Consider the following 23,301-nt stretch of genomic DNA (forward strand, 5'->3'; position numbering starts at 1 on the left):
GACAAGAGGAAGCTTATGACCGAGATTACGGCTGCACTGGTGAAGGAACTGCGCGAAAAGTCTGGCGCAGGCATGATGGACTGCAAAAAGGCGCTGCTGGAAAACAACGGCGACATCGAAGCATCGATCGACTGGCTCCGCGCCAAGGGTATCTCGAAGGCCGACAAGAAGGCTGGTCGCGCTGCTGCTGAAGGTCTGGTTGCCATCGCCGGCGCCGGCCACAAGGCTGTTGTCGTCGAGCTCAACTCGGAAACCGACTTCGTTGCCCGTAACGACGCCTTCCAGGATCTGGTTCGCGGCATCGCCAACGTTGCCCTGACGACCGACGGTTCGGTTGAAGCCATCTCGGCTGCGACCTACCCGGCATCCGGCAAGCCGGTCGCCGACACCATCAAGGACGCGATCGCGACGATCGGCGAAAACATGACGCTCCGTCGCGCTGCCAAGCTCGAAGTCGAGCACGGTGTTGTTGCGACCTACATCCACAACGCTGCCGGCGACGGCATCGGCAAGCTCGGCGTTCTGGTTGCCCTGAAGTCGGAAGGCGACAAGGCTGTCCTGACCTCGATCGGTCGTCAGGTTGCCATGCACATCGCTGCGACCAACCCGCTCGCGATCCGCGCTGAAGAAGTCGACGCTGCTGTTGCAGAACGCGAACGCAACGTCTTCATCGAGCAGGCTCGCGAATCCGGCAAGCCGGAAGCCATCATCGAAAAGATGGTCGACGGCCGCATGCGCAAGTTCTTCGAAGAAGTTGCTCTTCTCTCGCAGGCTTTCGTCATCAACCCCGACCTGACCGTCGGTGCTGCTGTTGAAGCCGCTGCAAAGGAAGCTGGCGCCAAGATCGAAGTCGTCGGCATGGCCCGTCTTCTCCTCGGCGAAGGCGTCGAGAAGGAAGAGAGCGACTTCGCTGCTGAAGTGGCTGCGGTCGCCAAGGGCTGATCGACCTATATATGTGAAAACAGAAGGGCATCGCGTGACAACGCGATGCCCTTCGTGTATCCGGCACTCAGCGGTCATAAACGAGGAGCCAAGATGTCATTAGAGCCTGTCTACAAACGCGTTCTACTCAAGGCTTCCGGCGAAGCCCTCATGGGCAGCCAGGGATTTGGTATCGATGTAGCAGTTGCCGATCGCATCGCGGCTGATATCGCCGAAGCGCGGCAGATGGGTGTAGAAGTCGGCGTCGTTGTCGGCGGCGGCAACATCTTCCGCGGCGTGGCCGTTGCCTCAAAGGGCGGCGATCGCGTCACCGGCGACCACATGGGCATGCTGGCCACCGTCATCAATGCGCTGGCGCTGGCGACCTCGCTGCGCAAGCTCAACGTTGATACGGTTGTTCTTTCGGCCATCGCCATGCCGGAGATCTGCGAGAGCTTCTCGCAGCGCGCGACGCTCTATCACCTGTCGCTTGGCCGCGTCGTGATCTTCGCCGGCGGCACCGGTAATCCCTTCTTCACCACCGACTCGGCCGCGGCACTCCGCGCCGCCGAAATGGGTGCCGAAGCCATCTTCAAGGGAACCCAGGTCGATGGTATCTATTCGGCTGATCCGAAGAAGGTACCTGACGCGACGCGCTTCGACCATCTGACCCATAAGGAGGTCCTCGACAAGGGACTTGCCGTCATGGACGTCGCAGCGGTTGCCCTGGCACGCGAAAATGCCATTCCGATCATCGTCTTCTCGATCCACGAGAAGGGTGGTTTTGCTGAAATTCTCCGGGGCGGTGGTTTGAAGACCGTCGTCACCGACAACTGACAGAGTAGCGGCATTCATTTGCCGCGGCTTCTACCAAGACGGGAGCACTGAAATGAGCCAAGGCATAGACATCAACGACATCAAGCGTCGCATGGATGGCGCGATCAATGCGTTCAAGAGCGATATCGCATCGCTGCGCACCGGCCGCGCGTCGGCCAACATTCTCGATCCAGTCACAGTCGAAGCCTATGGTTCGCGCGTGCCGCTGAACCAGGTGGCAAACGTGACTGTTCCGGAGCCTCGCATGCTCGGCATTTCCGTCTGGGACAAGTCGATGGTCAACGCCGTGGATCGCGCGATCCGCGAAGCCAACCTCGGCCTGAACCCGATTGTTGACGGCCAGAATCTTCGCATTCCGCTGCCTGAACTCAACGAAGAACGCCGCAAGTCGCTGGTCAAGGTTGCCCATGACTACGCCGAAAAGAGCAAGGTCGCGATTCGCCATGTGCGCCGCGACGGCATGGATGGCCTTAAGAAAGCCGAAAAAGACGGCGTGATTGGCCAGGACGAAAGCCGGGCGCAGTCAGATCGTGTGCAGAAGATGACGGACGAGACGATTTCTGAGATCGATCGCTTGCTTGGCGAGAAGGAAAAGGAAATCATGCAGGTTTAGGGCGCTTTGCGCCTTAGCCTTGGCCGAGAAGAACCGGACGGAAAATGTCGGAACGAACGTTTTTGACTGTGCCAGAACATGTTGCCATCATCATGGATGGCAACGGCCGATGGGCCAAACAGCGTGGATTGCCACGTACCATGGGACATCGCAAAGGCGTTGACGCAGTGCGGGAAGTCGTCCGCGCGGCGGGTGACGTGGGCATCCGGTATCTTACGCTGTTTGCCTTTTCGTCGGAAAACTGGCGCCGTCCGGAAACGGAGGTCTCCGATCTTCTTGGTCTGCTGAAGGCTTTCATCCGGCGCGATCTGGCGGAATTGCATCGCCAGAACGTTCGGGTGAAGGTGATCGGTGATCGCTACAGCCTGCAAAACGACATTCTTGACCTGCTGGTTGATGCCGAAGAGACAACGCGCGACAACACAGCGCTGACACTCGTGATCGCGTTCAATTACGGCTCGCGCGACGAGATTGCGCGGGCTGTCGCGGGTCTTGCGAGAGATGTCGAGGCGGGGCGCCTGCGCGCCCAAGACATCACGCCGGCGTTGATCAGCGCCCGGTTGGATACGACCGGCATTCCCGATCCCGACCTGATCATCCGCACGAGCGGAGAGGAACGTCTGTCCAATTTTCTCCTGTGGCAGGCCGCTTATTCAGAATTTATTTTCGTTCCGGAATATTGGCCGGATTTTAGTCGTGAATTATTTTATTCAGCGCTGGAGACCTTCGCATCGCGCGATCGCCGCTTTGGCGGACTGGTTGCCCAGGCGGCAGTAGGGACCTGATGCAGCAGGAATTGAAGCTTCGAATCGTCTCGGGATTGATTCTCGCCGTTATCGTTCTCTGCGCCACATGGTATGGCGGGCTCGCCTTCAGCATACTGTCGGCTCTGATCGCTCTGCTGGTCTACTACGAGTGGTCAACCATCACGAAGCTGCAATCGGAACACCCTGTTGCCAATACGGTCGGCTGGATAGGCCAGGCGGCGATTGCCGTTGCTGTGGTTGCAGGGACGTCGGCCTACGCGCTGGTTCTTCTCGGGCTTTTCTTCCTGATTGCGATCGGCCTGGTCGTGATGCAAGGCGCATCACGCTGGTTTCCGGCAGGAATGGTCTATGCCGGATTGATCGGCATCTCGCTTGCAGCAATCCGCGGAGCCGACAGCATGGGCCTCTATGCGATGCTGTTCGTGTTTGCGGTGGTCTGGGCGACTGATATTCTCGCCTATTTCGTCGGTCGCGCCCTTGGTGGCCCAAAGCTCGCGCCGAAAATATCGCCAGGCAAAACATGGTCCGGGGCGGTCGGTGGGGCAGTGTCCGCAATCGTAGTCGGTAGTCTGGTTGCCTATTACTTCGTCCCCGACAGTGTTCTTATCGCTGCGCAGATTGCATTTATCCTGTCGGTCTGCAGCCAGGCAGGCGATCTGTTCGAGTCTTTCATCAAGCGCCGGTTTGGCGTGAAGGATTCCAGCCGTCTCATTCCTGGTCATGGCGGCGTCATGGACCGTGTCGATGGGCTCATTTTCGCCTGTTTTGCCGCGTTCTTGCTTGGAGGACTTTTTTCGCTGATAAAGGGCGGAGAAATAACGTCGCTCGGCTCGGCTCTGTTCGGCGTATAATGTCTGTAAAGGCTGGCGGAAAAAACTGATGGCAGGCTTGACCGAAATATTTGCGTTCCTGACGGGATATATCGTTCCGTTCGTTCTTGTGCTGTCGCTGCTCGTCTTCGTTCACGAGATGGGGCACTATCTCGTCGGCCGCTGGAGCGGTATTCGGGTCCTCGCTTTTTCCGTTGGCTTCGGGCCTGAAATTCTGGGCTTTAGTGACAGACACGGGACGCGCTGGAAGATCTCTCTCATTCCGCTCGGAGGTTACGTTCGCTTCTTTGGCGACGAGGACGCTTCCAGCAAACCCGATGAGGACAGGCTTGCCGCCATGTCGGCCGAAGAGCGGAGCCGGTCGTTTGCCGGAGCCAAGCTCTGGAAGCGGGCCGCAACCGTTGCCGCCGGGCCGATCGCCAACTTCATCCTCGCGATCGCCATCTTTACCGTGCTGTTTTCGATCTACGGTCGTTCGGTCGCCGATCCCGTCGTTGCCGAGGTCAAGGCGGGAAGCGCTGCCGCTGAGGCTGGTATCGTGCCCGGCGATCTCCTGATCGCCATCGATGGCAGCAAGGTCGAAACCTTCGACGACGTGCGCCGCTATGTCAGTATTCGTCCACAACAGAAGATCACTGTCACGATCGAGCGTAATGGCGAGAAGCTGGATGTCCCGATGGTGCCCACGCGTACCGACATGACGGACCAGTTCGGCAACAAGATCGAGATCGGTCTGATCGGTATCGTGACCAACCAGCAGGTCGGTCACTTCCGAGTGCAGACCTATTCGCCGCTGGAGGCCCTCAAGGAAGGGACGGTTCAGACCTGGCATATCGTCACCGGGACTTTCAAATACATTGGCAATCTGGTTTCCGGCTATATGAAGCCCGATCAGCTCGGTGGGCCGATCCGTGTCGCGCAGGCTTCGGGCCAGATGGCGACGCTGGGCGTTGCAGCCGTGCTTCAGCTCGCCGCCGTTTTATCCGTTTCCATCGGATTACTGAACCTAATGCCGGTTCCGGTACTTGATGGCGGGCACCTGATGTTTTATGCGATTGAAGCGGTGAGGGGAAAACCGTTGGGATCGTCGGCTCAGGACATTGCGTTCCGCATTGGTCTGGCCATGGTCTTGGGCCTGATGGTTTTTGCTACCTGGAACGATATTAGCGCGCTTATTGGCTGATTGCACGACGAGGGAAAATTACCGTTTATTTACGATGTTTCAAAGCTGTAGTGGCGAATGCGTCACGGTTTGAAATGAAGTAAACAGAAATTAACTTGCTCCCTTGCTTGTATATCAAAAGCGGGTAAAACGACACACGTGGCCGGAATCGGGGGACGCCTGAAGCCGGGGACGAGAAAAAAGGTAATGGGTGAAATGAAGGCTGGTTCAAGATTTTTGAACGCAGTATCGGCGGTTGCGCTGTCTGCTGGTGTTGTTGCTTCGGGAGCAGGTGCAACGGTTTTCGTCTCGGCTTCGACGGCTGAGGCTGCGGTAATCCAGCGTATCGATGTCCGCGGTGCGAGCCGCGTCGGCGCCGAGGCTGTACGTTCCAACCTGACGATTGCGCCCGGCAAGAGCTTCTCGAACACCGACATCGATGACTCGGTCAAGCAGCTCTATGACACCGGCTATTTCTCGGACGTCAAAATTTCTGTTTCTGGCGGAACTCTCGTTGTTACGGTTGAGGAAGCCAAGCTGATCAACCAGGTCGTCTTCAACGGCAACCGCAAGATCAAGGACGACAAGCTCGCATTGGTCGTCAAGACGCACGCTGCCGGCCCATACAGCGACGCCCAGATCCAGGCTGATATTCAGGCTATCAAGGACGCTTACGCAGCCACCGGCCGCAGCGAAGTTGAAGTCACGACACAGGTCGTTCCGCTCGGCGAAGGTCGTGTCAATCTCGCCTTCGTCGTAAACGAAGGTGATCGCACGAAGATCGATTCGATCAACTTTGTCGGCAACAACGCCTACAGCTCTGGCCGTCTGGCTTCGGTTATCAACACGAAGCGTTCCAACTTCCTTTCCTTCCTGACCCGCAAGGACGTCTACAGCGAAGACAAGCTGCACGCCGACGAAGAAGCGCTGCGTCAGTTCTACTACAACCGCGGCTATGCGGACTTCCGTATCGTTTCGTCCGATGCCGCTTTTGATGAGGCGACCAACAAGTACACGCTGACGTTCAATATCGAGGAAGGTCCTCGCTATAACTTTGGTGCTGTCTCCGTTCAGTCGACCGTGCAGGGCATTGACGGCGCGCAGCTCCAGGGTCTGGTGCGCACGCGTGAAGGCGAAGTTTACAGCGCCAAGGAAGTTCAGAAGTCGATGGAAGCGATTTCTGACCAGGTCGCGTCCGCGGGTTATCCGTTCGCTCGCGTTACGCCGCGCGGCAATCGTGACCTGAACAACAATACGATTGGTGTCGAATATCTGGTCGACCAGGGCGAGAAGGCCTACGTCGAGCGTATCGAAATCCGCGGCAACAGCCGCACGCGCGACTTCGTTATTCGTCGCGAATTCGATATGAGCGAAGGCGACGCCTTCAATCAGCAGATGATCACCAAGGCAAAGCGCCGCCTTGAGGCGCTCGGCTACTTCTCGTCGGTCAATATCACGACCCAGCCGGGCAGCTCGCCGGACCGTGTCGTGGTCGTTGTTGACGTGCAGGACCAGGCAACCGGTTCGTTTGGTATCGGTGCAGGTTATGCTGCTGGCGGCGACGGCCTGATGCTCGAAGCTTCGGTCGAAGAAAAGAACTTCCTCGGACGTGGCCAGTATATCAAGGTTACGGCAGGTGGCGGTCAGGAAGGTTCGCGGACCTACGGCCTGAACTTCACCGAGCCTTATTTCCTCGGTTATCGTCTGGCTGTCGGCTTCGACCTCAACCACAGCGAAACGTCGAGCAACGACAACTACGACTACGAAGAAAACAACGTCGTTCTGCGTGCGACCGCGCCGATCACCGAAGATCTGGCGACGACGTTCCGCTATAACTACAAGCAGATGAAGTACGACAATTCTAATGATCTGAGCGACCTGTCGGCGCCTTATCAGAACCTTGTCGAAAATGGCCCATGGGTGAAGTCGTCGGTCTCGCAGACGCTGACCTACAACACCCTCGACGATATGATCCTGCCGCGCGAGGGTATCTACGCCTCCGCGACGCACGAAATCGCCGGCCTCGGTGGCGACTCGCAGTTCTACAAGATCTACGGCAAGGCTCGTTACTACCACCTGCTGGCCGACGACGCCGATATCATCGGCTCGGTTTCCGGATCCGCTGGTTATGTCATCGGCTTCGACAAGAACCTGAACGTATTCGATCAGTTCACCCTGACGAATGGCGATATTCGCGGCTTCGAGAACAAGGGTATCGGTCCGCGCATCGCTGGCAGCAACGATGATCCGCTCGGCGGCACGACCTACTTTACTGTTTCTGCTGAAGCAACGTTCCCGCTTCCGGCCGTTCCGCGTGACTTCGGTCTGCGTGGTGCTGTCTTCGCTGACGCGGGTACGCTGTTCGGCAACGACGTCGACCCACGCGGCGATAGCGTCAACGGCGAAGATGCGTCTCTGCGCGCTTCCGTCGGTGTCGGTCTGGTGTGGAATTCGCCGTTCGGTGCCCTGCGCGTCGACTACGCCCTTCCTGTTCTCAAGGAAGACTACGACAAGGTTCAGCACTTCAAGTTTGGCATAAACAACCAATTCTGATATCGGCAGTCCGGAACCGTAAATTCGAATCCGTTCTGGAGATTTGCCGATGGAGCAAACTGGATTTTTTCTGCCCCATGATGGCGTGAAGCTCTCGGAGTTGGCGCAGTTTCTTGGGGCAGAGCTTGCTGACCTCAAGCAGGCAGATGTCGTTATCCGTTCCGTGGCGCCCGTGAGCCGCGCGAAGACGGGTGATATTTGTTATATAATATCGAAGCGCAGCAGGGACGAGCTCGCAACTTGCGAGGCGTCTGCAGTGATTTGCTCTGCTGGGCTGCAATCGATCATACCGTCGCACATCCCGGTCCTCCTGTCGAAGAACGCACATGCTGCCTTCGCCATGGCGGGCGGTTTTCTGTACCCGACGGCGCTGCAGCCGTTGACGCTGAGGTCAGACGATGCGGGCGTTTCTGACCGAGCCGCGGTAGATCCGACGGCAAAGTTGGAGGCGAACGTCGCGATTGAGCCTTTTGCTGCGATCGGCGCACATGTTGAAATCGGCGAAGGTACGCGTATTGGCGCGGGCGCCGTGATCGGCCCTGGGGTCAAGATTGGCCGCAACTGTTCGATTGCAGCAGGCGCAAGCGTTCTCTGCGCTCTGGTCGGAAACCACGTGATCATCCACAATGGCGCCCGCATCGGACAAGATGGCTTCGGCTATGCGCCTGGTCCGCGTGGAATGATCAAGATCGTCCAGATCGGACGCGTGATCCTGCAGGACAATGTCGAGGTCGGCGCTAACACGACGATCGACCGCGGGACCATGGATGATACGGTTATCGGTGAAGGAACCAAGATCGATAACCTGGTCCAGATTGGGCACAATGTCCGCATCGGTCGCCACTGCGCCATCGTCTCGCAGGTGGGTATCGCCGGCAGCGCCGTTATCGGCGACGGCGTACAGGTCGGTGGTCATAGCGGAATCAAGGGCCATATAACGATTGGCGACGGCGTACAGATTGCAGCGATGAGCGGCGTTGTCGCGGATATCCCCGCAGGGGAAAGATACGGCGGCATCCCTGCACGACCGATACAGGATTTTCTGCGCGAAGTCGCGGCGGTCATGATGCGGACGACTGGTGCCAAGAAAACGGGAGAAAAAGAATGACCGAAGAAGTCAAGAAGTCGCTTTCTTCAGCCGACATACTGGAAATCATGAAGCTGTTGCCTCATCGGTATCCGTTCCTTTTGGTCGATCGTATCGTCGATATCGACGGGGATGATGCCGCTGTCGGTATCAAGAACGTGACTGCGAACGAACCGCACTTCACAGGTCATTTTCCTGACTCGCCGATTATGCCTGGCGTCCTGATCGTAGAAGGCATGGCGCAGACCGCGGGCGCGATTTGCGCGAAGAAGGAAGGCGAAGGCGGCAATCTCGTCTATTTCATGACGATCGATAACGCGCGTTTCCGTAAGCCCGTCGTACCGGGCGATCGCCTCGAATATCATGTGAAAAAGCAGAAGCAGCGCGGCAACATCTGGAAATTCCACTGTGATGCGAAGGTCGATGGAGCGCTCGTCGCCGAGGCCGATATCGGCGCTATGATCATTCGCAAGGATCAGGCATGAGCACGATTGCAGCAAGCGCCACAATTCATCCGATGGCAGTTGTCGAAAGCGGCGCCATCATTGGTGAAAACGCGAGAATTGGTCCTTTCTGCCACGTCGGTCCACACGTGGTACTGGGCGACAATGTCGAGTTGCTGGCGCATGCCGTCGTGACCGGTCGCACGACCATCGGCAAGGGCACGCGGATCTTCCCGATGGCAGTGATCGGCGGTGATCCCCAGAGCGTCCATCACGGTGGTGAAGAGACGACACTGACGGTTGGTGACAATTGCACCATCCGCGAAGGCGTCACCATGAACACGGGAACGGCCGATTTCGGCGGAAAGACGATCGTCGGCAACAACAATCTGTTCCTCGCGAATTCGCATGTGGCGCACGATTGCCGCGTCGGCGACAACGTCATCATGTCGAACAACGTGATGCTGGCTGGCCACGTGACTATCGAGGACCGCGTCATTCTGGGTGGCGGTTGCGCCGTTCACCAATTCACGCGCGTTGGCCGGCAGGCGTTCGTCGGCGGTCTTTCCGCCGTGAGCTACGACGTCATTCCCTATGGAATGCTGAACGGTAACCCCGGCCTCTTGGGTGGTTTGAACGTTGTCGGCATGACGCGTGCAGGGATCGATCGCGCGACAATCCACACCGTTCGCCGCGCCTACAAGGCGATCTTTGAAGGCACGGGGTCCATCCGCGACAATGCGGCTGCGATACGGCACGAGTATACCGACTGCGAGCAGGCCATTCAGATCCTCGATTTCATCGCGGCTGAAAGCGATCGCGCGCTGTCCTCTCCGACCAGGGGACAGAAAGGCTGATCCTTGTCTCTCGCTGGTGATACGCCCAAAGGCCGCTTGGCAATCATTGCAGGAAGCGGCCTCCTGCCGTCGCATGTCGCCGAAGCCGCGCGCGAAGCGGGTGAAAACCCCTTCATCATCGCACTCAAGGGCGAGGTTGACCGCTCCTGGGATGGCTTTGACCACGCCGTCATCGGCGTCGGCGACTTCGCCGGCGTTATACGGGCGCTCGAGAGCAATGGCGTTGATCGCGTCGTCATGTCCGGCGGCGTCAAACGTCGACCGGAATGGCGCGAGGTGCGCCCGACGTTCAAGACCTTGATGAAAGTGCCCGCGACAATCCGTACGCTGCTGTCTGGCGGCGACGATACGGTGCTGCGCATGGTGATCAAGCTCATCGAGGTGGACGGCAGGCGCGTGGTCGGAGCGCATGAGATCGCGCCCGATCTCCTGGCCTCGGTCGGACCGATCGGAGCCGCTGGCTTCAGCGCCGACGATGCCAGGGACATCGCCAAGGCTATCGAAGCGGCGGAGGCACTCGGGCGGCTTGATGTCGGGCAGGGTGCGGTCGCCGTCGGCGGGCGCATCGTGGCGCTTGAAGGCGTCGAGGGCACGGATGCGATGCTCGAGCGGGTCGCTGAATTGCGCGCCGCCGGACGTATTTCCGCGCGCCGCCGCGGTGTGCTGGTCAAGCTTTGCAAGCCGCAGCAGGATATCCGCGCCGATCTGCCGTCGATCGGAATTTCCACGGTTTCCAATCTCCGCAAGGCCGGCCTCGCCGGTGTCGCCGTCGAAGCCGGACGCTCGCTGATCCTCGATCGCAAGGCCGTCATGAAGGCGGCAGACGACGCCGGTATCTTCGTCGTCGGTCTGGATCGGGGATTGCCGAATTGGGGACTGTCATGAGCGCGCGTCCGCTGAAGGTTGCCGTCGTCGCCGGCGAGGTCTCCGGTGACCTGCTTGGCGCCGATCTGATCGCAGCCTTGAAGCGGCAGCATGATGGCCCTGTCGAACTTCTCGGCGTAGGCGGCGAGGGGCTCGAGGCCGAGGGGCTGAAATCGCTCTTCGACTATTCCGAGTTGTCGATCATGGGCATCACCCAGGTTCTCTCCAAACTGCCGACACTGGCGAAACGCATCCGCCAGACAGCCGCTTCCATCATCGCGGCGAATCCGGATGTGCTGCTGATCATTGATAGCCCGGATTTCACCCATCGGGTCGCCAAGCGCGTTCGCGCCGCGCGTCCTGACATGCCGATCGTGAATTACGTGTGTCCGAGCGTCTGGGCCTGGAAGGAATACCGGGCGCAACGCATGCTTGCCTATGTCGATCACGTCCTGGCCGTGCTGCCATTCGAGCCCGAGGCAATGCGCGTGCTCGGCGGACCGCCGACCACCTATGTTGGTCATCGTCTGGCCGTCGATGCGGATCTGCTTGAAACACGCCGGCTTCGCGCGCAATCGCCTGTGAAGGCACCCGCCGATGTCAGGACGATCATGCTGCTACCGGGCTCGCGCGGATCGGAGATCACCAAGCTCCTGCCGTACTTCGGCGACGCCATCGCCGAATTTGTCGAGCGCAACGGCGAGACGCGCTTCATATTGCCTACCGTGCCGCGCCGTGAAGCGATGGTGCGCGAGATCGTCAAGGACTGGAAGATCCAGCCGGAAATCCTGGTGGGAGCGCCCGCCAAATGGAAGGCCTTCGCGGAGGCTGACGCCGCCATGGCCGCGTCAGGCACTGTGATCCTGGAGCTTGGGCTTTCCGGTGTCCCCACGGTGTCTGTCTACAAGACGGACTGGATCATCAGCCTGATGACGGGGCGTATCAAGACTTGGACGGGCGCCATCCCGAACCTGATTGCTGACTATGCCGTCGTACCTGAATACCTAAATAATGTGGTTCGCGGCGCAAGCATTGCGCGCTGGATGGAGAAGCTGTCGGTGGACACCCTTCCGCGGCGCGCGATGATGGAGGGATACGATCTCGTCTGGCAAAGAATGCAGACGCAAAAGCCGCCCGGCGAGCACGCGGCGGAGATCGTCCTCGACGTCATTCAAAAGAAAAAGCCCGGTCATTTCTGACCGGGCTTTTTTGTGTCCGGGTGGGCCGATTAGCGCTTGGAAACCGGCATGTAGTCGCGCTTCGGCTCGCCGATGTAGAGCTGACGCGGACGACCGATGCGCTGCTGCGGATCCTCGATCATTTCGTTCCACTGTGCGATCCAGCCGACGGTGCGGGCGAGAGCGAAGAGAACGGTGAACATGGTCGTAGGGAAGCCCAGCGCCTTCAGCGTGATGCCCGAGTAGAAGTCGATGTTCGGGTAGAGCTTCTTCTCGATGAAGTATTCATCGGTCAGTGCAATGCGCTCCAGTTCCATTGCCACGTCGAGCAACGGATCGTCCTTGATGCCGAGTTCGCCGAGCACTTCATGCGTCGTCTTCTGCATGATCTTGGCGCGCGGATCGTAGTTCTTGTAGACGCGGTGGCCGAAGCCCATCAGGCGGAACGGATCGTTCTTGTCCTTGGCGCGGGCAATGTACTCGGGAATACGGTCAACCGAGCCGATTTCCTGCAGCATGTTGAGGGCTGCTTCGTTGGCGCCGCCGTGAGCGGGACCCCAGAGGCAGGCGATGCCGGCCGCGATGCAGGCGAACGGGTTTGCACCCGAAGAGCCGGCGAGACGAACGGTCGAGGTCGAAGCGTTCTGCTCGTGGTCCGCGTGCAGGATGAAGATGCGGTCCATGGCGCGGGCAAGCACCGGATTGACCACATATTCCTCGCAGGGAACGGCGAAGCACATGCGCAGGAAGTTCGACGCATAGTCGAGATCGTTCTTCGGATAAACGAAGGGCTGGCCGATGTGGTACTTGTAGGCCATGGCCGCGATGGTCGGCATCTTGGCGATCATGCGCAGCGAGGCAACCATGCGCTGGTGCGGATCGGTGATGTCGGTCGAGTCGTGGTAGAAGGCCGACAGGGCGCCGACACAGCCGCACATGACAGCCATCGGATGCGCGTCACGGCGGAAGCCGGTGAAGAAGCGCGACATCTGCTCGTGCACCATCGTGTGATGCGTGACGCGATAGTCGAAGTCCTTCTTCTGCGCGGCGGTCGGCAGTTCGCCGTAGAGCAGCAGGTAGCAGACTTCGAGGAAGTCACCGTGCTCGGCCAATTGCTCGATCGGATAGCCGCGATGGAGCAATACGCCCTCGTCGCCATCGATGTAGGTGATTTTCGATTCACAGGATGCGGTCGAGGTAAAACCAGGATCGTACGTGAAGGAAGCGGTGTTTTTGTAGAGGGCGCCGATATCGATGACGTCAGGGCCGATCGTGCCGCTTTTAACGGCAAGGTTGACCGACTTGTCACCGATTTTCAGTGTTGCGCTTTGATCCGTCATTCTGATCCTCCAAACTGGCGGGTGGCGCCATAAAAGCGCCATAGGGTTAAGCGTCGTCTGCGATAGCTATATGATCGCGGGGTTAATGCCAAGTTCTCTTGATGCCATTTTGTGCATCGCAGTATCAACTTTTAAGCACTACAGCGATGCCCGTCACGCATAGCAGAAGCCAATGATAATCCTTGTCTTTTCCGATCATTGATCAGCCTCTTCTTTTAAATCGATTATTGTTGCGCTCGCGCTCAAGAGCTTGCATTCTGGTTGCAATGGCGGCTTATTTCGAGGCGCAATTGCATGTCGGAGTTGAAAACGATCGAGGCAATGCCGACTGCTCAGAGCGCAGATACATCTGCGCGCCTGCCGATCAAGGGGGCTGTCGACCTTCGTGCCAAATCGACGCAGCTCCAGCTTACCCAATCCCTGAGACCCTGGCGGTCGCGGGTTGCAGGTCGAGCCTCCGGATACTGGCCGCATGTTCGCGTTGCGATGTCGCAGGAAGCCGAACATGGCTGGTACTTCCTGATGTCGCCGGTTCTTTTCGGCAGCGGCGCGATTGCCTGGTTTCAGTTCGACGCCGATCCTCCACTCTTGCGGCTTTGTGCCTGGCTGGCAGTCTTCGCGGTGATTGCCTTGGCATTAGGGCCTGCGCGGCCGATCGCGCGCAAGGCGGCGCTTGCGGTCCTGCTTGTCGTGTGCGGCATGCTGTCGAGCCAGGTCGAGACATGGCAGGCAGGGACAGTAATGCTCGATACGCCAGTGACGACCACGGTCACCGGCCGCGTCGAGCGCAGGGAAGGGGACGGAGAAGGTCGGTGGCGCTATATCGTTGCTGTTACTGGTACCCGCGAACCGACACTTGGCCGACCTCCAGAACGTGTTTCGCTCGTGGCGCGCGGCGCCTCCACGCCGTTTGAAATCGGGCAGTGGGTGACCGGACGTGCTCGCCTGACCCCGCCGTCCGGCCCAGCCCTGCCGGGCCTGGATGACTTTTCGTTCGGAGCCTATTTCGACGGCGTCGGCGCGAACGGTTTCTTCTATGGCGCGCCAACAGCGACCGTGGCACCCGAGACCGGCGATAAGCGGCAATTTCTGGCGGAGGGGATCGAATATCTATACGGCCTCAGAAGCACGATTGGAGACCGCATTCGATCCATTCTTCCCGGTGACACCGGTGCCTTTGCAGCATCGCTTGTCACCGACGAGAGACGTGCGATCTCCCGCGAGACGACGGCAGCTCTAAGACAATCCGGCCTCGCCCACATTGTTGCGATTTCGGGGCTCAACATGGCTCTCTCCGCCGGTATCTTCTTTGTCGGTTTTCGAATGGCGCTCAGTCTCCTGCCATCGGTGGCCCAAGCCTACCCGACGAAGAAGATCGCCGCCGCCGGCGCTCTTTTGGCGTTGACCGCCTACTACATGATTTCGGGCTTTGCCGTGTCGGCTGAGCGGGCATATATCATGATGATGATCATGCTGGTTGCAGTGCTGTTCGATCGACCGTCGATTAGCCTTCGCAACGTCGCCTTGTCGGCGCTGGTGATCGTGATGCTGTCGCCGTCGGAGGTCCTGGGTCCCAGTTTCCAGATGTCCTTTGCGGCGACACTGGCGCTGGTCGCCGGCTATTCCATCTGGACCGGGCGAAGGCCGACCGACAACGCCTTTCTCAAGCTTCCATGGGTCATGCCGGTGGTCGCCGTCGCACGCTTCTTCGGCGGCATCGTGCTCACTTCCATGATCGGCGGCTTCTCGACGGCGTTGTTTTCGATTGAGCATTTCCATCGGCTGAGCTCGTACGGCTTGCCGGCAAATCTCATGGCGATGCCAGTCATATCCTTCGTTGTCATGCCCATGGGCATGCTTGCGATGTTGCTGACGCCCTTCGGTCTCGATGTGCTGCCGTGGAAGATCGCCGGCCTCGGGCTCGATGTCGTCATCGGGATCGCCAAGCTCGTGTCGTCCTGGGGTGGCAATGTCGATATCGGGCGCCTGCCGTCCTGGTATTTCCCGGTAGCGGTTCTCGGATTTCTGGTCCTTACTTTGCTGCGAACGCGTTTGCGCTATCTGGGCGCCGCCATCGTCGGTATCGCGACATTCACGGTGGCGCTGCTGCCTTCGTTGCCCGCACCTGACGTCGTTGTTGCGGAAGACGGATCCCTGGTGGCAATTCTGCGCGGAACCCGCATGGCTTCCAACCGGGAGCGACCGCCCGATTTCATCTTCGGCCAGTGGCAGCGAGCCCTCGCCGCCGAAGAGCATCAGCCTCCGGCGTTCATCAAGGCCACACTTCCCAAGAAGACGAAGGAGCGCAACGATCGATCATATGCTCTGTCGTTTGACGAACGACGAGCGGTGCTTCGAACAATGCGCAACGCTGCGGCGAATGGCACGGCAAACAGTTTCGTCTGCGTTAAAGGCGCCTGGTGTATTGCCACTCTCGATAACGGCTATATCGTCAACGTCATCGAGGATTTGGCCTATCTCGGGCCGGCTTGCGACGCCGCCGATATCGTCATTACCCCGGCCCGCATTCGTCTGCGCGAATGTCGGTCCGGCGCAATGCTTATTACCGGCCAAACTTTGCGTCGAAGCGGCGCGGTCGAAATCTGTATGGATCAGCAGGGCACACCAGTCCTGACAACGACGTACGATGGCCTATCACGCCCATGGCGCATACATCGCGCCTACGATTGGCGCAGCGGTACGTTTGACGTCGCCGTCAGTGATATCGGCGAATAAGCCCTACCAGCTTGCCCTGAACCTTTACGCGATCGGGTCCGAAGATGCGTGTCTCGTAGGCGGGGTTGGCCGCTTCGAGCGCAATGGATGCGCCCTTGCGGCGGAACCGTTTCAGCGTCGCTTCTTCGTCGTCGACCAGCGCCACGACGATATCGCCCGGATTGGCCGTATTGCCATTGCGGATGATCACCGTATCGCCGTCGAAAATACCGGCTTCGATCATCGAGTCGCCCTTGACCTCCAGCGCATAGTGTTCGCCTGAGCCGAGCATGTCGGCGGGGACAACGATGTCATGCGTGTTATTCTGGATTGCCGAAATGGGCACACCCGCCGCGATCCGGCCCATGACCGGCACGGAAACGGAGTTGCCGTTGTCGGCACTCGGTGCCGGCTTGGCCGGTGCCGGAGGCGTGACCAGCTGAGGCTTGCCAAGGCTCCCTTCGATGACGCTCGGCGAGAAGCCACGTCGTTGCTGAAGGCTCGGATTATAGGCCTCCGGAAGCTTGATCACCTCGAGCGCGCGTGCCCTGTTTGGCAGCCGGCGAATGAAGCCGCGTTCCTCTAGCGCGGTGATCAGCCGGTGAATGCCGGACTTGGACGCAAGGTCGAGCGCATCCTTCATTTCATCAAAAGACGGGGGCACGCCCGACTCCTTCATTCGCTCGTGAATGAAGAGGAGAAGTTCCTGTTGCTTGCGCGTGAGCATTGAAGTCGGACCCCAGGGTTGTGAAACAAAGCCAGAACAGACACTATATGTTCCATATGTGTTCCGCAAGTGGCTAAATTTTCGTAAAACTTGGCTCTGAATTGTCCGGTTTTTACACTTCATTCGATCTATGCGGCGGTAGCCTCTTGCATTGTCTCGCTTAGCAGCGCACATCATTCGCGATTTCGGGAGAGGATCTGCCATGAGTGAAGCTCATCCGCTGGACCACGTGGTGCTGCCCGTCGCCAATATCGACCTTGCCAGGGAGCGTCTCGGCAAGCTTGGGTTCACCGTCGCGGCGGATGCGCGTCATCCGTTCGGAACCGAAAACGCCTGCATCTTCTTCGCCGACAAAACATACCTCGAGCCGCTCGGTATCGCGAGCGCCGATGCCTATGACGCCTCGGTCAAGAAGGGCAATGTCTTCACTGCCCGCGATCGTGCTTTTCGCTTCCGCTGCGGCGATGACGGTCTATCAGCGGTCGTCTTCGGCACGGCCGATGCCGATCGCGATCACGCCCGCTTCAACGCTGACAGGATAAGCGGCGGCGAAATGCTGCAATTTGCTCGACCGATGAAGATGCCGGATGGTTCCGAGACGACCGCAGCCTTTCGGCTTGCCTTTGCTGCCGATCTTCGCGCCCCTGATTTCTTTCTGTTCACCTGCCAGCGGATCAATCCTCTGCCCATGGACCGCAAGGCGCTTGAGACACATGTCAATGGCGTAACCGGTATCGCCGAGATCGTGCTGGCGGCACCGGATCCCAAGGCGTTTGCCACATTCCTGCGGTTTGCCTCCGGCGTGGCGTCGGTGCGGGAGGAGGCGTTTGGTATCAGCCTTGCCACCCCGAACGTCCGCATCAGCATTTTGTCGGCGGATGGGTTGAATGCCTATTTCGATCTCGTCGCGCCCAGCGCGGATCGCGGTCTGCGTGGCGTCGGCATTGTCTACAAGGTTGCTGATCTCGCCGTGACAGAAGCGCATTTGGCTGCTAACGGGATCACCTACACGCGTAAGAACAATCGAATTCTGGTGAAGGCTGCGTCCGGGCAGGGCGCGCTCTTCGCCTTCGAGGAGAAACGATGAGCCAGACAAATTCCGAAGTAACCGTCGGCCAGGGTACCAGCCAGGTGGTGTTTTCGAACGCCGGCAAGCTCTCGCTGATCGCCGGCCCCTGCCAGATGGAGAGCCGTGATCATGCGTTCATGATTGCCGGCGTGCTGAAGGAACTCTGCGACAAGCTCGGCATCGGTCTCGTCTACAAGTCGTCTTTCGACAAGGCGAACCGGACGTCGCTCTCCGCCCAGCGCGGCATCGGCCTGGAAACGGCACTTGAGGTCTTTGCCGATCTCAAGAAGGAATATGGCTTCCCTGTTCTGACCGACATTCACACCGAAGAACAGTGCACCGAAGTCGCCACCGTCGTCGATATCTTGCAGATTCCGGCTTTCCTCAGCCGCCAGACCGATCTTCTGGTCGCTGCCGCCAAGACGGGTCGCACGATCAATGTGAAGAAGGGGCAGTTCCTCGCACCCTGGGACATGAAGAACGTCCTCAACAAGTTGAATTCGAGCGGCAATCCGAACATCCTGCTGTGCGAACGCGGTGCCTCTTTCGGTTACAACACGCTGGTCTCCGATATGCGCTCGCTGCCGATCATGGCGGCGATGGGCGCCCCTGTGGTTTTTGATGCCACGCATTCGGTCCAGCAACCCGGCGGGCAGGGCGGTTCGAGTGGCGGCCAGCGCGAGTTTGTCGAGACGCTGGCGCGCGCGGCGGTTGCGGTCGGTGTCGCCGGTGTGTTCGTCGAGACGCACGAAGATCCCGACAACGCGCCGTCGGACGGTCCGAACATGGTCTATCTCAAGGATATGCCGAGGCTTCTCGAAAAGCTTCTGGCCTTCGACGCGATCGCGAAAGGCTGACGTTCAAAAGACTGACATGTTCGTGTAATAGGCCACGCACGAACATCGCTGCGAAGCATGCGCAAAGCGCCATTGTAATTTGCGCATCTTCGATTAAGACGGATTTCAAACGATTTATCCACCCTCAAGCAGGAAAAGCCGATGACCGCAATTACCGACATTATCGCCCGCGAGATTCTCGACAGCCGTGGCAACCCCACGGTCGAAGTCGACGTGTATCTTGAAGATGGCAGCATGGGCCGCGCGGCTGTTCCGTCGGGCGCGTCGACCGGCGCGCACGAAGCCGTCGAACTCCGCGATGGGGGCAAGCGTTACCTCGGCAAGGGTGTTGAAAAGGCGGTCGAAGCCGCCAACACGGAAATCTTCGACGCCATCGGCGGCATCGACGCCGAAAACCAGATCCAGATCGACAACATCATGATCGAACTGGATGGCACGCCGAACAAGTCGCGCCTCGGCGCCAACGCCATCCTCGGCGTTTCGCTCGCCGTTGCCAAGGCTGCTGCCGAAGCTGCCGGTCTGCCGCTCTATCGCTACGTTGGTGGCGCTTCCGCGCACCTGCTGCCGGTTCCGATGATGAACATCATCAACGGTGGCGCACATGCCGACAACCCGATCGACTTCCAGGAATTCATGATCCTGCCGGTTGGCGCCGATTCGATCCGCGAAGCCGTTCGCATGGGCTCGGAAGTCTTCCACACCCTGCGTAAGGAACTCGCGGCTCAGGGCCACAACACCAACGTCGGTGACGAAGGCGGTTTCGCGCCGGGCCTGAAGAGCGCTCCTGAAGCCCTCGACTTCATCATGAAGTCGATCGAGAAAGCCGGCTACAAGCCTGGTGAAGACATCCACCTCGGCCTCGACTGCGCCTCGACCGAATTCTTCAAGGATGGCAAGTACGTTCTCGAAGGTGAAGGCCGCACGCTGGAACCGGGCGCCATGGCTGAATACCTGGCGCAGCTCGCTGCCCAGTATCCGATCATCTCGATCGAAGACGGCATGGCTGAAGACGATTGGGATGGCTGGAAGGCTCTGACGGATCTGGCCGGCAAGAAGGTTCAGCTGGTCGGCGACGATCTCTTCGTCACCAACTCGGCTCGCCTGCGCGACGGCATCAAGATGGGCGTCGCCAACTCGATCCTCGTCAAGGTCAACCAGATCGGTTCGCTGACCGAAACGCTCGACGCCGTCAACACCGCGCACAAGGCTGCCTACACCGCCGTCATGTCGCACCGTTCGGGCGAAACCGAAGATTCGACGATCGCCGATCTCGCCGTTGCCACGAACTGCGGTCAGATCAAGACCGGCTCGCTGTCGCGTTCGGATCGTCTTGCCAAGTACAACCAGCTGATCCGCATCGAAGAAGGCCTTGGCCCGCAGGCACAGTACGCCGGCCGTTCGATCCTTCGCGGCTAAGTCGTCTGATTTCAAGGATTTGGAGCCCGCGCCCTAACCGGCGCGGGTTTTTTGTTGCGCCGCGTTCATAGTCAACGGACGGTTAATCTCTGGCCGGTAGTCTCGTTCGCAAGGGTAATGCGTTTCGAGATGCGTGTATGTGGACCAAGCACCATAAGAAGAAAAAGATCGGCCGTTTCGTCATTCCGGCGATGACTGTCGCGTTTCTCTCCTATTTCGGCTATCATTGCATCCATGGCGATTACGGCCTGCGCGCAACGGAGGTGTTTGAGCGCACGCGCATCGCCCGGGAGAGGGAGCTGGCAACCCTGAAAGACAAGCGCGAGCATCTCGAGAGGCAGGTTGCGCTGCTGAGTGATGGCTCGATGGACAAGGATATGCTGGACGAAAAAGCGCGTCTTCAGCTCAATTTTTCTCGTGCCGACGAGATCGTCATATTCAATCATTATTCGAATTAACCGAAAACAAGTTAATCGAAATAAGCATATATTTATCAGTAGTTTAACGCCGAATACGAGCCATGCATTTATGGCATTGCTGTGGCGAAATTTCTTCCCTATGGTACGCGCCACCTAAGAACCGATAAACCCATAGGGAGGGTTGAATGGCGCCGCGAAAAAACGCGACCGTTTCCAGCCGCAAGACCAGCGCGAAACCAGCAGCTAAGGCATCGAATGGCGGCCCCGTCGCCGATTTCGATCGCGACGAGGAGCTGAAGGCCTATCGCGAGATGCTGCTTATCCGCCGCTTCGAAGAGAAGGCCGGCCAGCTTTACGGCATGGGCTTCATCGGCGGCTTCTGTCACCTTTATATCGGCCAGGAAGCTGTCGTCGTCGGCATGCAGATGGCGCAGAAGGAAGGTGACCAGGTCATCACCGCTTACCGCGACCACGGTCACATGCTGGCAACCGGCATGACCGCACGCGGCGTCATGGCCGAGCTGACCGGCCGCATTGACGGCTACTCCCGTGGCAAGGGCGGCTCGATGCACATGTTCTCCAAGGAGAAGCATTTCTACGGCGGTCACGGCATCGTCGGCGCCCAGGTGTCGCTCGGCACCGGTCTCGCCTTCGCCAACCGCTATCGCGGCAATGACAGCGTCTCGATCGCCTATTTCGGCGACGGCGCTGCCAACCAGGGTCAGGTCTACGAGAGCTTCAACATGGCTGCTCTCTGGAAGCTCCCGATCATCTACATCATCGAAAACAACCGCTACGCCATGGGCACGTCCACGGCCCGCGCCACGGCGCAGTCGAACTACTCGCTGCGTGGTTCCGGCTTCGGCATCCCGGGCGTCCAGGTCGACGGCATGGATGTTCGCGCCGTCAAGGCTGCGGCCGACGAGGCGCTCGAGCATTGCCGCTCCGGCAAGGGTCCGATCATCTTGGAAATGCTGACCTATCGCTATCGCGGTCACTCCATGTCCGACCCGGCGAAGTATCGCTCCAAGGAAGAAGTGCAGAAGATGCGCTCCGAGCAGGATCCGATCGAGCAGGTCAAGGTACGCCTCATTGAAAAGGGCTGGGCCTCAGAGGACGATCTCAAGGCGGTCGACAAGGACGTTCGCGACATCGTTGCCGATAGCGCCGACTTCGCCCAGGCCGCACCGGAGCCGGATGCATCCGAGCTCTACACCGACATTCTGCTGTAATCGGGGAGGGTAGACCCATGCCAATCGATATTCTCATGCCCGCCCTCTCTCCGACGATGGAAGAAGGCACGCTGTCCAAGTGGCTGAAGCAGGAAGGTGACAAGGTCACCTCCGGCGACATCATTGCCGAAATCGAAACCGACAAGGCGACGATGGAAGTCGAAGCCGTCGACGAAGGCGTCATCGGCAAGCTGCTCGTTGCCGCCGGCACCGAAGGCGTCAAGGTGAACGCCAAGATCGCTGTTCTCCTGCAGGACGGCGAATCCGCATCCGACATCTCGGCTGCACCTGCCGCTGCCGCACCGGCCGCCGCCGAGGCACATAAGGCTGCTGAAGCGCCCGCCGCTGCCGCAGCTCCCGTTCCCGCCGAGCCGAAGGCTCAGGTTCCGAACGATCCTGAAATCCCCGCCGGCACCGAAATGGTCTCCATGACCGTGCGCGAAGCGCTTCGCGACGCCATGGCCGAGGAGATGCGCGCCGACGACAACGTTTTCGTCATGGGCGAGGAAGTGGCCGAATACCAGGGCGCCTACAAGGTCACCCAGGGTCTGCTGCAGGAATTCGGCGCCCGCCGCGTCATCGACACCCCGATCACCGAGCACGGCTTTGCCGGCGTCGGCGTCGGTGCTGCGATGTCCGGCCTGAAGCCGATCGTCGAGTTCATGACCTTCAACTTCGCCATGCAGGCGATCGACCAGATCATCAACTCCGCTGCCAAGACGCTCTACATGTCCGGCGGCCAGATGGGTGCACCGATCGTGTTCCGTGGCCCGAACGGTGCCGCTGCCCGCGTCGGCGCCCAGCACAGCCAGGACTACTCGGCCTGGTACAGCCAGATCCCGGGCCTCAAGGTCGTCATGCCCTACACGGCATCCGACGCCAAGGGCCTGCTCAAGGCCGCGATCCGCGATCCGAACCCGGTCGTCTTCCTTGAAAACGAAATCCTCTACGGTCAGCACTTCGACGTGCCGAAGATGGACAACTTCGTTCTCCCGATCGGCAAGGCCCGCATCCACCGTCCGGGCAAGGACGTCACGATCGTCTCCTTCGGTATCGGCATGACCTATGCCACCAAGGCTGTCGCCGAACTCGAAAAGATCGGCATCGACGTCGAACTGATCGACCTGCGCACGCTGCGTCCGATGGACCTGCCAACCGTGATCGAATCGGTCAAGAAGACCGGCCGTCTCGTCACCGTCGAGGAAGGCTACCCGCAGAACTCGGTCGGTACCGAAATCGCCACCCGCGTCATGCAGCAGGCCTTCGATTATCTCGATGCGCCGGTTCTGACGATCGCCGGCAAGGACGTTCCGATGCCTTACGCCGCCAACCTCGAAAAGCTCGCGCTGCCAAGCGTCGACGAAGTCGTCCAGGCCGTGAAAGCCGTCTGCTACAAGTAACAAGGGAAGGGTAT

The 23,301-nt window shown here is 59.3% G+C and carries 21 protein-coding genes; 19 read left to right on the plus strand and 2 right to left on the minus strand.

Annotated features, from left to right (window positions below):
* Nucleotides 1-15 precede the first annotated feature (15 nt).
* From tsf to lpxB, 12 genes are all read left to right on the plus strand, one after another.
* The gene (gene tsf, locus A6U87_RS26605; RefSeq protein WP_037177983.1) at nt 16-942 is read left to right on the plus strand and encodes a translation elongation factor Ts; all 927 of its coding nucleotides are present in this window, start codon (nt 16-18) and stop codon (nt 940-942) included.
* Between the two features lie 93 nt (nt 943-1,035).
* On the plus strand, nt 1,036-1,758 hold the full coding sequence (pyrH, locus tag A6U87_RS26610; RefSeq protein WP_065694319.1) for a UMP kinase: 723 nt from the start codon (nt 1,036-1,038) through the stop codon (nt 1,756-1,758).
* 52 nt (nt 1,759-1,810) lie between these two features.
* A complete protein-coding gene (gene frr, locus A6U87_RS26615) occupies nt 1,811-2,371 on the plus strand; it encodes a ribosome recycling factor (RefSeq protein WP_065694320.1) in 561 nt (186 codons plus the stop codon).
* 44 nt (nt 2,372-2,415) lie between these two features.
* The gene (locus A6U87_RS26620) at nt 2,416-3,156 is read left to right on the plus strand and encodes an isoprenyl transferase (protein WP_065694321.1); all 741 of its coding nucleotides are present in this window, start codon (nt 2,416-2,418) and stop codon (nt 3,154-3,156) included.
* Nucleotides 3,156-3,989, plus strand: coding sequence for a phosphatidate cytidylyltransferase (locus tag A6U87_RS26625; protein ID WP_065694322.1), 834 nt, complete (start codon nt 3,156-3,158; stop codon nt 3,987-3,989). The genes A6U87_RS26620 and A6U87_RS26625 overlap by 1 nt, the downstream gene beginning before the upstream one ends.
* Nucleotides 3,990-4,017: 28 nt before the next feature.
* Complete coding sequence (gene rseP, locus A6U87_RS26630; protein ID WP_065694323.1) at nt 4,018-5,151, plus strand: RIP metalloprotease RseP; 1,134 nt, start codon at nt 4,018-4,020, stop codon at nt 5,149-5,151.
* A 195-nt stretch (nt 5,152-5,346) separates the two neighbouring features.
* On the plus strand, nt 5,347-7,683 hold the full coding sequence (gene bamA, locus A6U87_RS26635) for an outer membrane protein assembly factor BamA (RefSeq protein ID WP_065694379.1): 2,337 nt from the start codon (nt 5,347-5,349) through the stop codon (nt 7,681-7,683).
* A 49-nt stretch (nt 7,684-7,732) separates the two neighbouring features.
* Nucleotides 7,733-8,791: a UDP-3-O-(3-hydroxymyristoyl)glucosamine N-acyltransferase gene (lpxD, locus tag A6U87_RS26640; protein ID WP_065694324.1), complete on the plus strand. Its 1,059-nt coding sequence runs from the start codon at nt 7,733-7,735 to the stop codon at nt 8,789-8,791.
* Nucleotides 8,788-9,255, plus strand: coding sequence for a 3-hydroxyacyl-ACP dehydratase FabZ (gene fabZ, locus A6U87_RS26645; RefSeq protein WP_065694325.1), 468 nt, complete (start codon nt 8,788-8,790; stop codon nt 9,253-9,255). Before lpxD ends, fabZ begins: the two co-directional genes overlap by 4 nt.
* A complete protein-coding gene (gene lpxA, locus A6U87_RS26650) occupies nt 9,252-10,070 on the plus strand; it encodes an acyl-ACP--UDP-N-acetylglucosamine O-acyltransferase (RefSeq protein WP_065694326.1) in 819 nt (272 codons plus the stop codon). The genes fabZ and lpxA overlap by 4 nt, the downstream gene beginning before the upstream one ends.
* A 3-nt stretch (nt 10,071-10,073) precedes the next feature.
* Nucleotides 10,074-10,955 carry an LpxI family protein gene (locus A6U87_RS26655; RefSeq protein WP_065694327.1) on the plus strand — a complete coding sequence of 294 codons (882 nt, stop codon included), beginning with the start codon at nt 10,074-10,076 and terminating at the stop codon, nt 10,953-10,955.
* Nucleotides 10,952-12,133, plus strand: a complete 1,182-nt coding sequence (lpxB, locus tag A6U87_RS26660; RefSeq protein WP_065694328.1) for a lipid-A-disaccharide synthase — start codon at nt 10,952-10,954, stop codon at nt 12,131-12,133. Before A6U87_RS26655 ends, lpxB begins: the two co-directional genes overlap by 4 nt.
* A 29-nt stretch (nt 12,134-12,162) precedes the next feature.
* On the opposite strand, the gene gltA is transcribed toward lpxB, so the two are convergent.
* On the minus strand, nt 12,163-13,452 hold the full coding sequence (gene gltA / locus A6U87_RS26665) for a citrate synthase (protein WP_065694329.1): 1,290 nt from the start codon (nt 13,450-13,452) through the stop codon (nt 12,163-12,165).
* Between the two features lie 486 nt (nt 13,453-13,938).
* On the opposite strand from gltA, the gene A6U87_RS26670 reads away from it, so the two are divergent.
* A complete protein-coding gene (locus A6U87_RS26670; protein WP_244499576.1) occupies nt 13,939-16,188 on the plus strand; it encodes a ComEC/Rec2 family competence protein in 2,250 nt (749 codons plus the stop codon).
* On the opposite strand, the gene lexA is transcribed toward A6U87_RS26670, so the two are convergent.
* A complete protein-coding gene (gene lexA, locus A6U87_RS26675) occupies nt 16,169-16,894 on the minus strand; it encodes a transcriptional repressor LexA (RefSeq protein ID WP_065694331.1) in 726 nt (241 codons plus the stop codon). The genes A6U87_RS26670 and lexA overlap by 20 nt on opposite strands.
* Nucleotides 16,895-17,096: 202 nt before the next feature.
* Between lexA and A6U87_RS26680 the strand changes: the two genes are divergently transcribed.
* The 6 genes from A6U87_RS26680 (at nt 17,097) to A6U87_RS26705 (ending at nt 23,287) form a co-directional block, all read left to right on the plus strand.
* Entirely contained in the window at nt 17,097-17,981 is an 885-nt protein-coding gene (locus A6U87_RS26680) for a VOC family protein (RefSeq protein WP_065694332.1), read from the plus strand.
* Nucleotides 17,978-18,820 carry a 3-deoxy-8-phosphooctulonate synthase gene (gene kdsA / locus A6U87_RS26685; RefSeq protein ID WP_065694333.1) on the plus strand — a complete coding sequence of 281 codons (843 nt, stop codon included), beginning with the start codon at nt 17,978-17,980 and terminating at the stop codon, nt 18,818-18,820. The genes A6U87_RS26680 and kdsA overlap by 4 nt, the downstream gene beginning before the upstream one ends.
* 141 nt (nt 18,821-18,961) lie before the next feature.
* The gene (gene eno / locus A6U87_RS26690; protein WP_065694334.1) at nt 18,962-20,236 is read left to right on the plus strand and encodes a phosphopyruvate hydratase; all 1,275 of its coding nucleotides are present in this window, start codon (nt 18,962-18,964) and stop codon (nt 20,234-20,236) included.
* Between the two features lie 137 nt (nt 20,237-20,373).
* On the plus strand, nt 20,374-20,694 hold the full coding sequence (locus tag A6U87_RS26695) for a septum formation initiator family protein (RefSeq protein WP_065694335.1): 321 nt from the start codon (nt 20,374-20,376) through the stop codon (nt 20,692-20,694).
* Nucleotides 20,695-20,840: 146 nt separating this feature from the next.
* On the plus strand, nt 20,841-21,887 hold the full coding sequence (gene pdhA, locus A6U87_RS26700; protein WP_065694336.1) for a pyruvate dehydrogenase (acetyl-transferring) E1 component subunit alpha: 1,047 nt from the start codon (nt 20,841-20,843) through the stop codon (nt 21,885-21,887).
* Between the two features lie 17 nt (nt 21,888-21,904).
* Entirely contained in the window at nt 21,905-23,287 is a 1,383-nt protein-coding gene (locus A6U87_RS26705) for a pyruvate dehydrogenase complex E1 component subunit beta (RefSeq protein ID WP_065694337.1), read from the plus strand.
* Nucleotides 23,288-23,301 lie beyond the last annotated feature (14 nt).

Source organism: Rhizobium sp. AC44/96 (genome assembly GCF_001692185.1).
GTDB lineage: Bacteria > Pseudomonadota > Alphaproteobacteria > Rhizobiales > Rhizobiaceae > Rhizobium.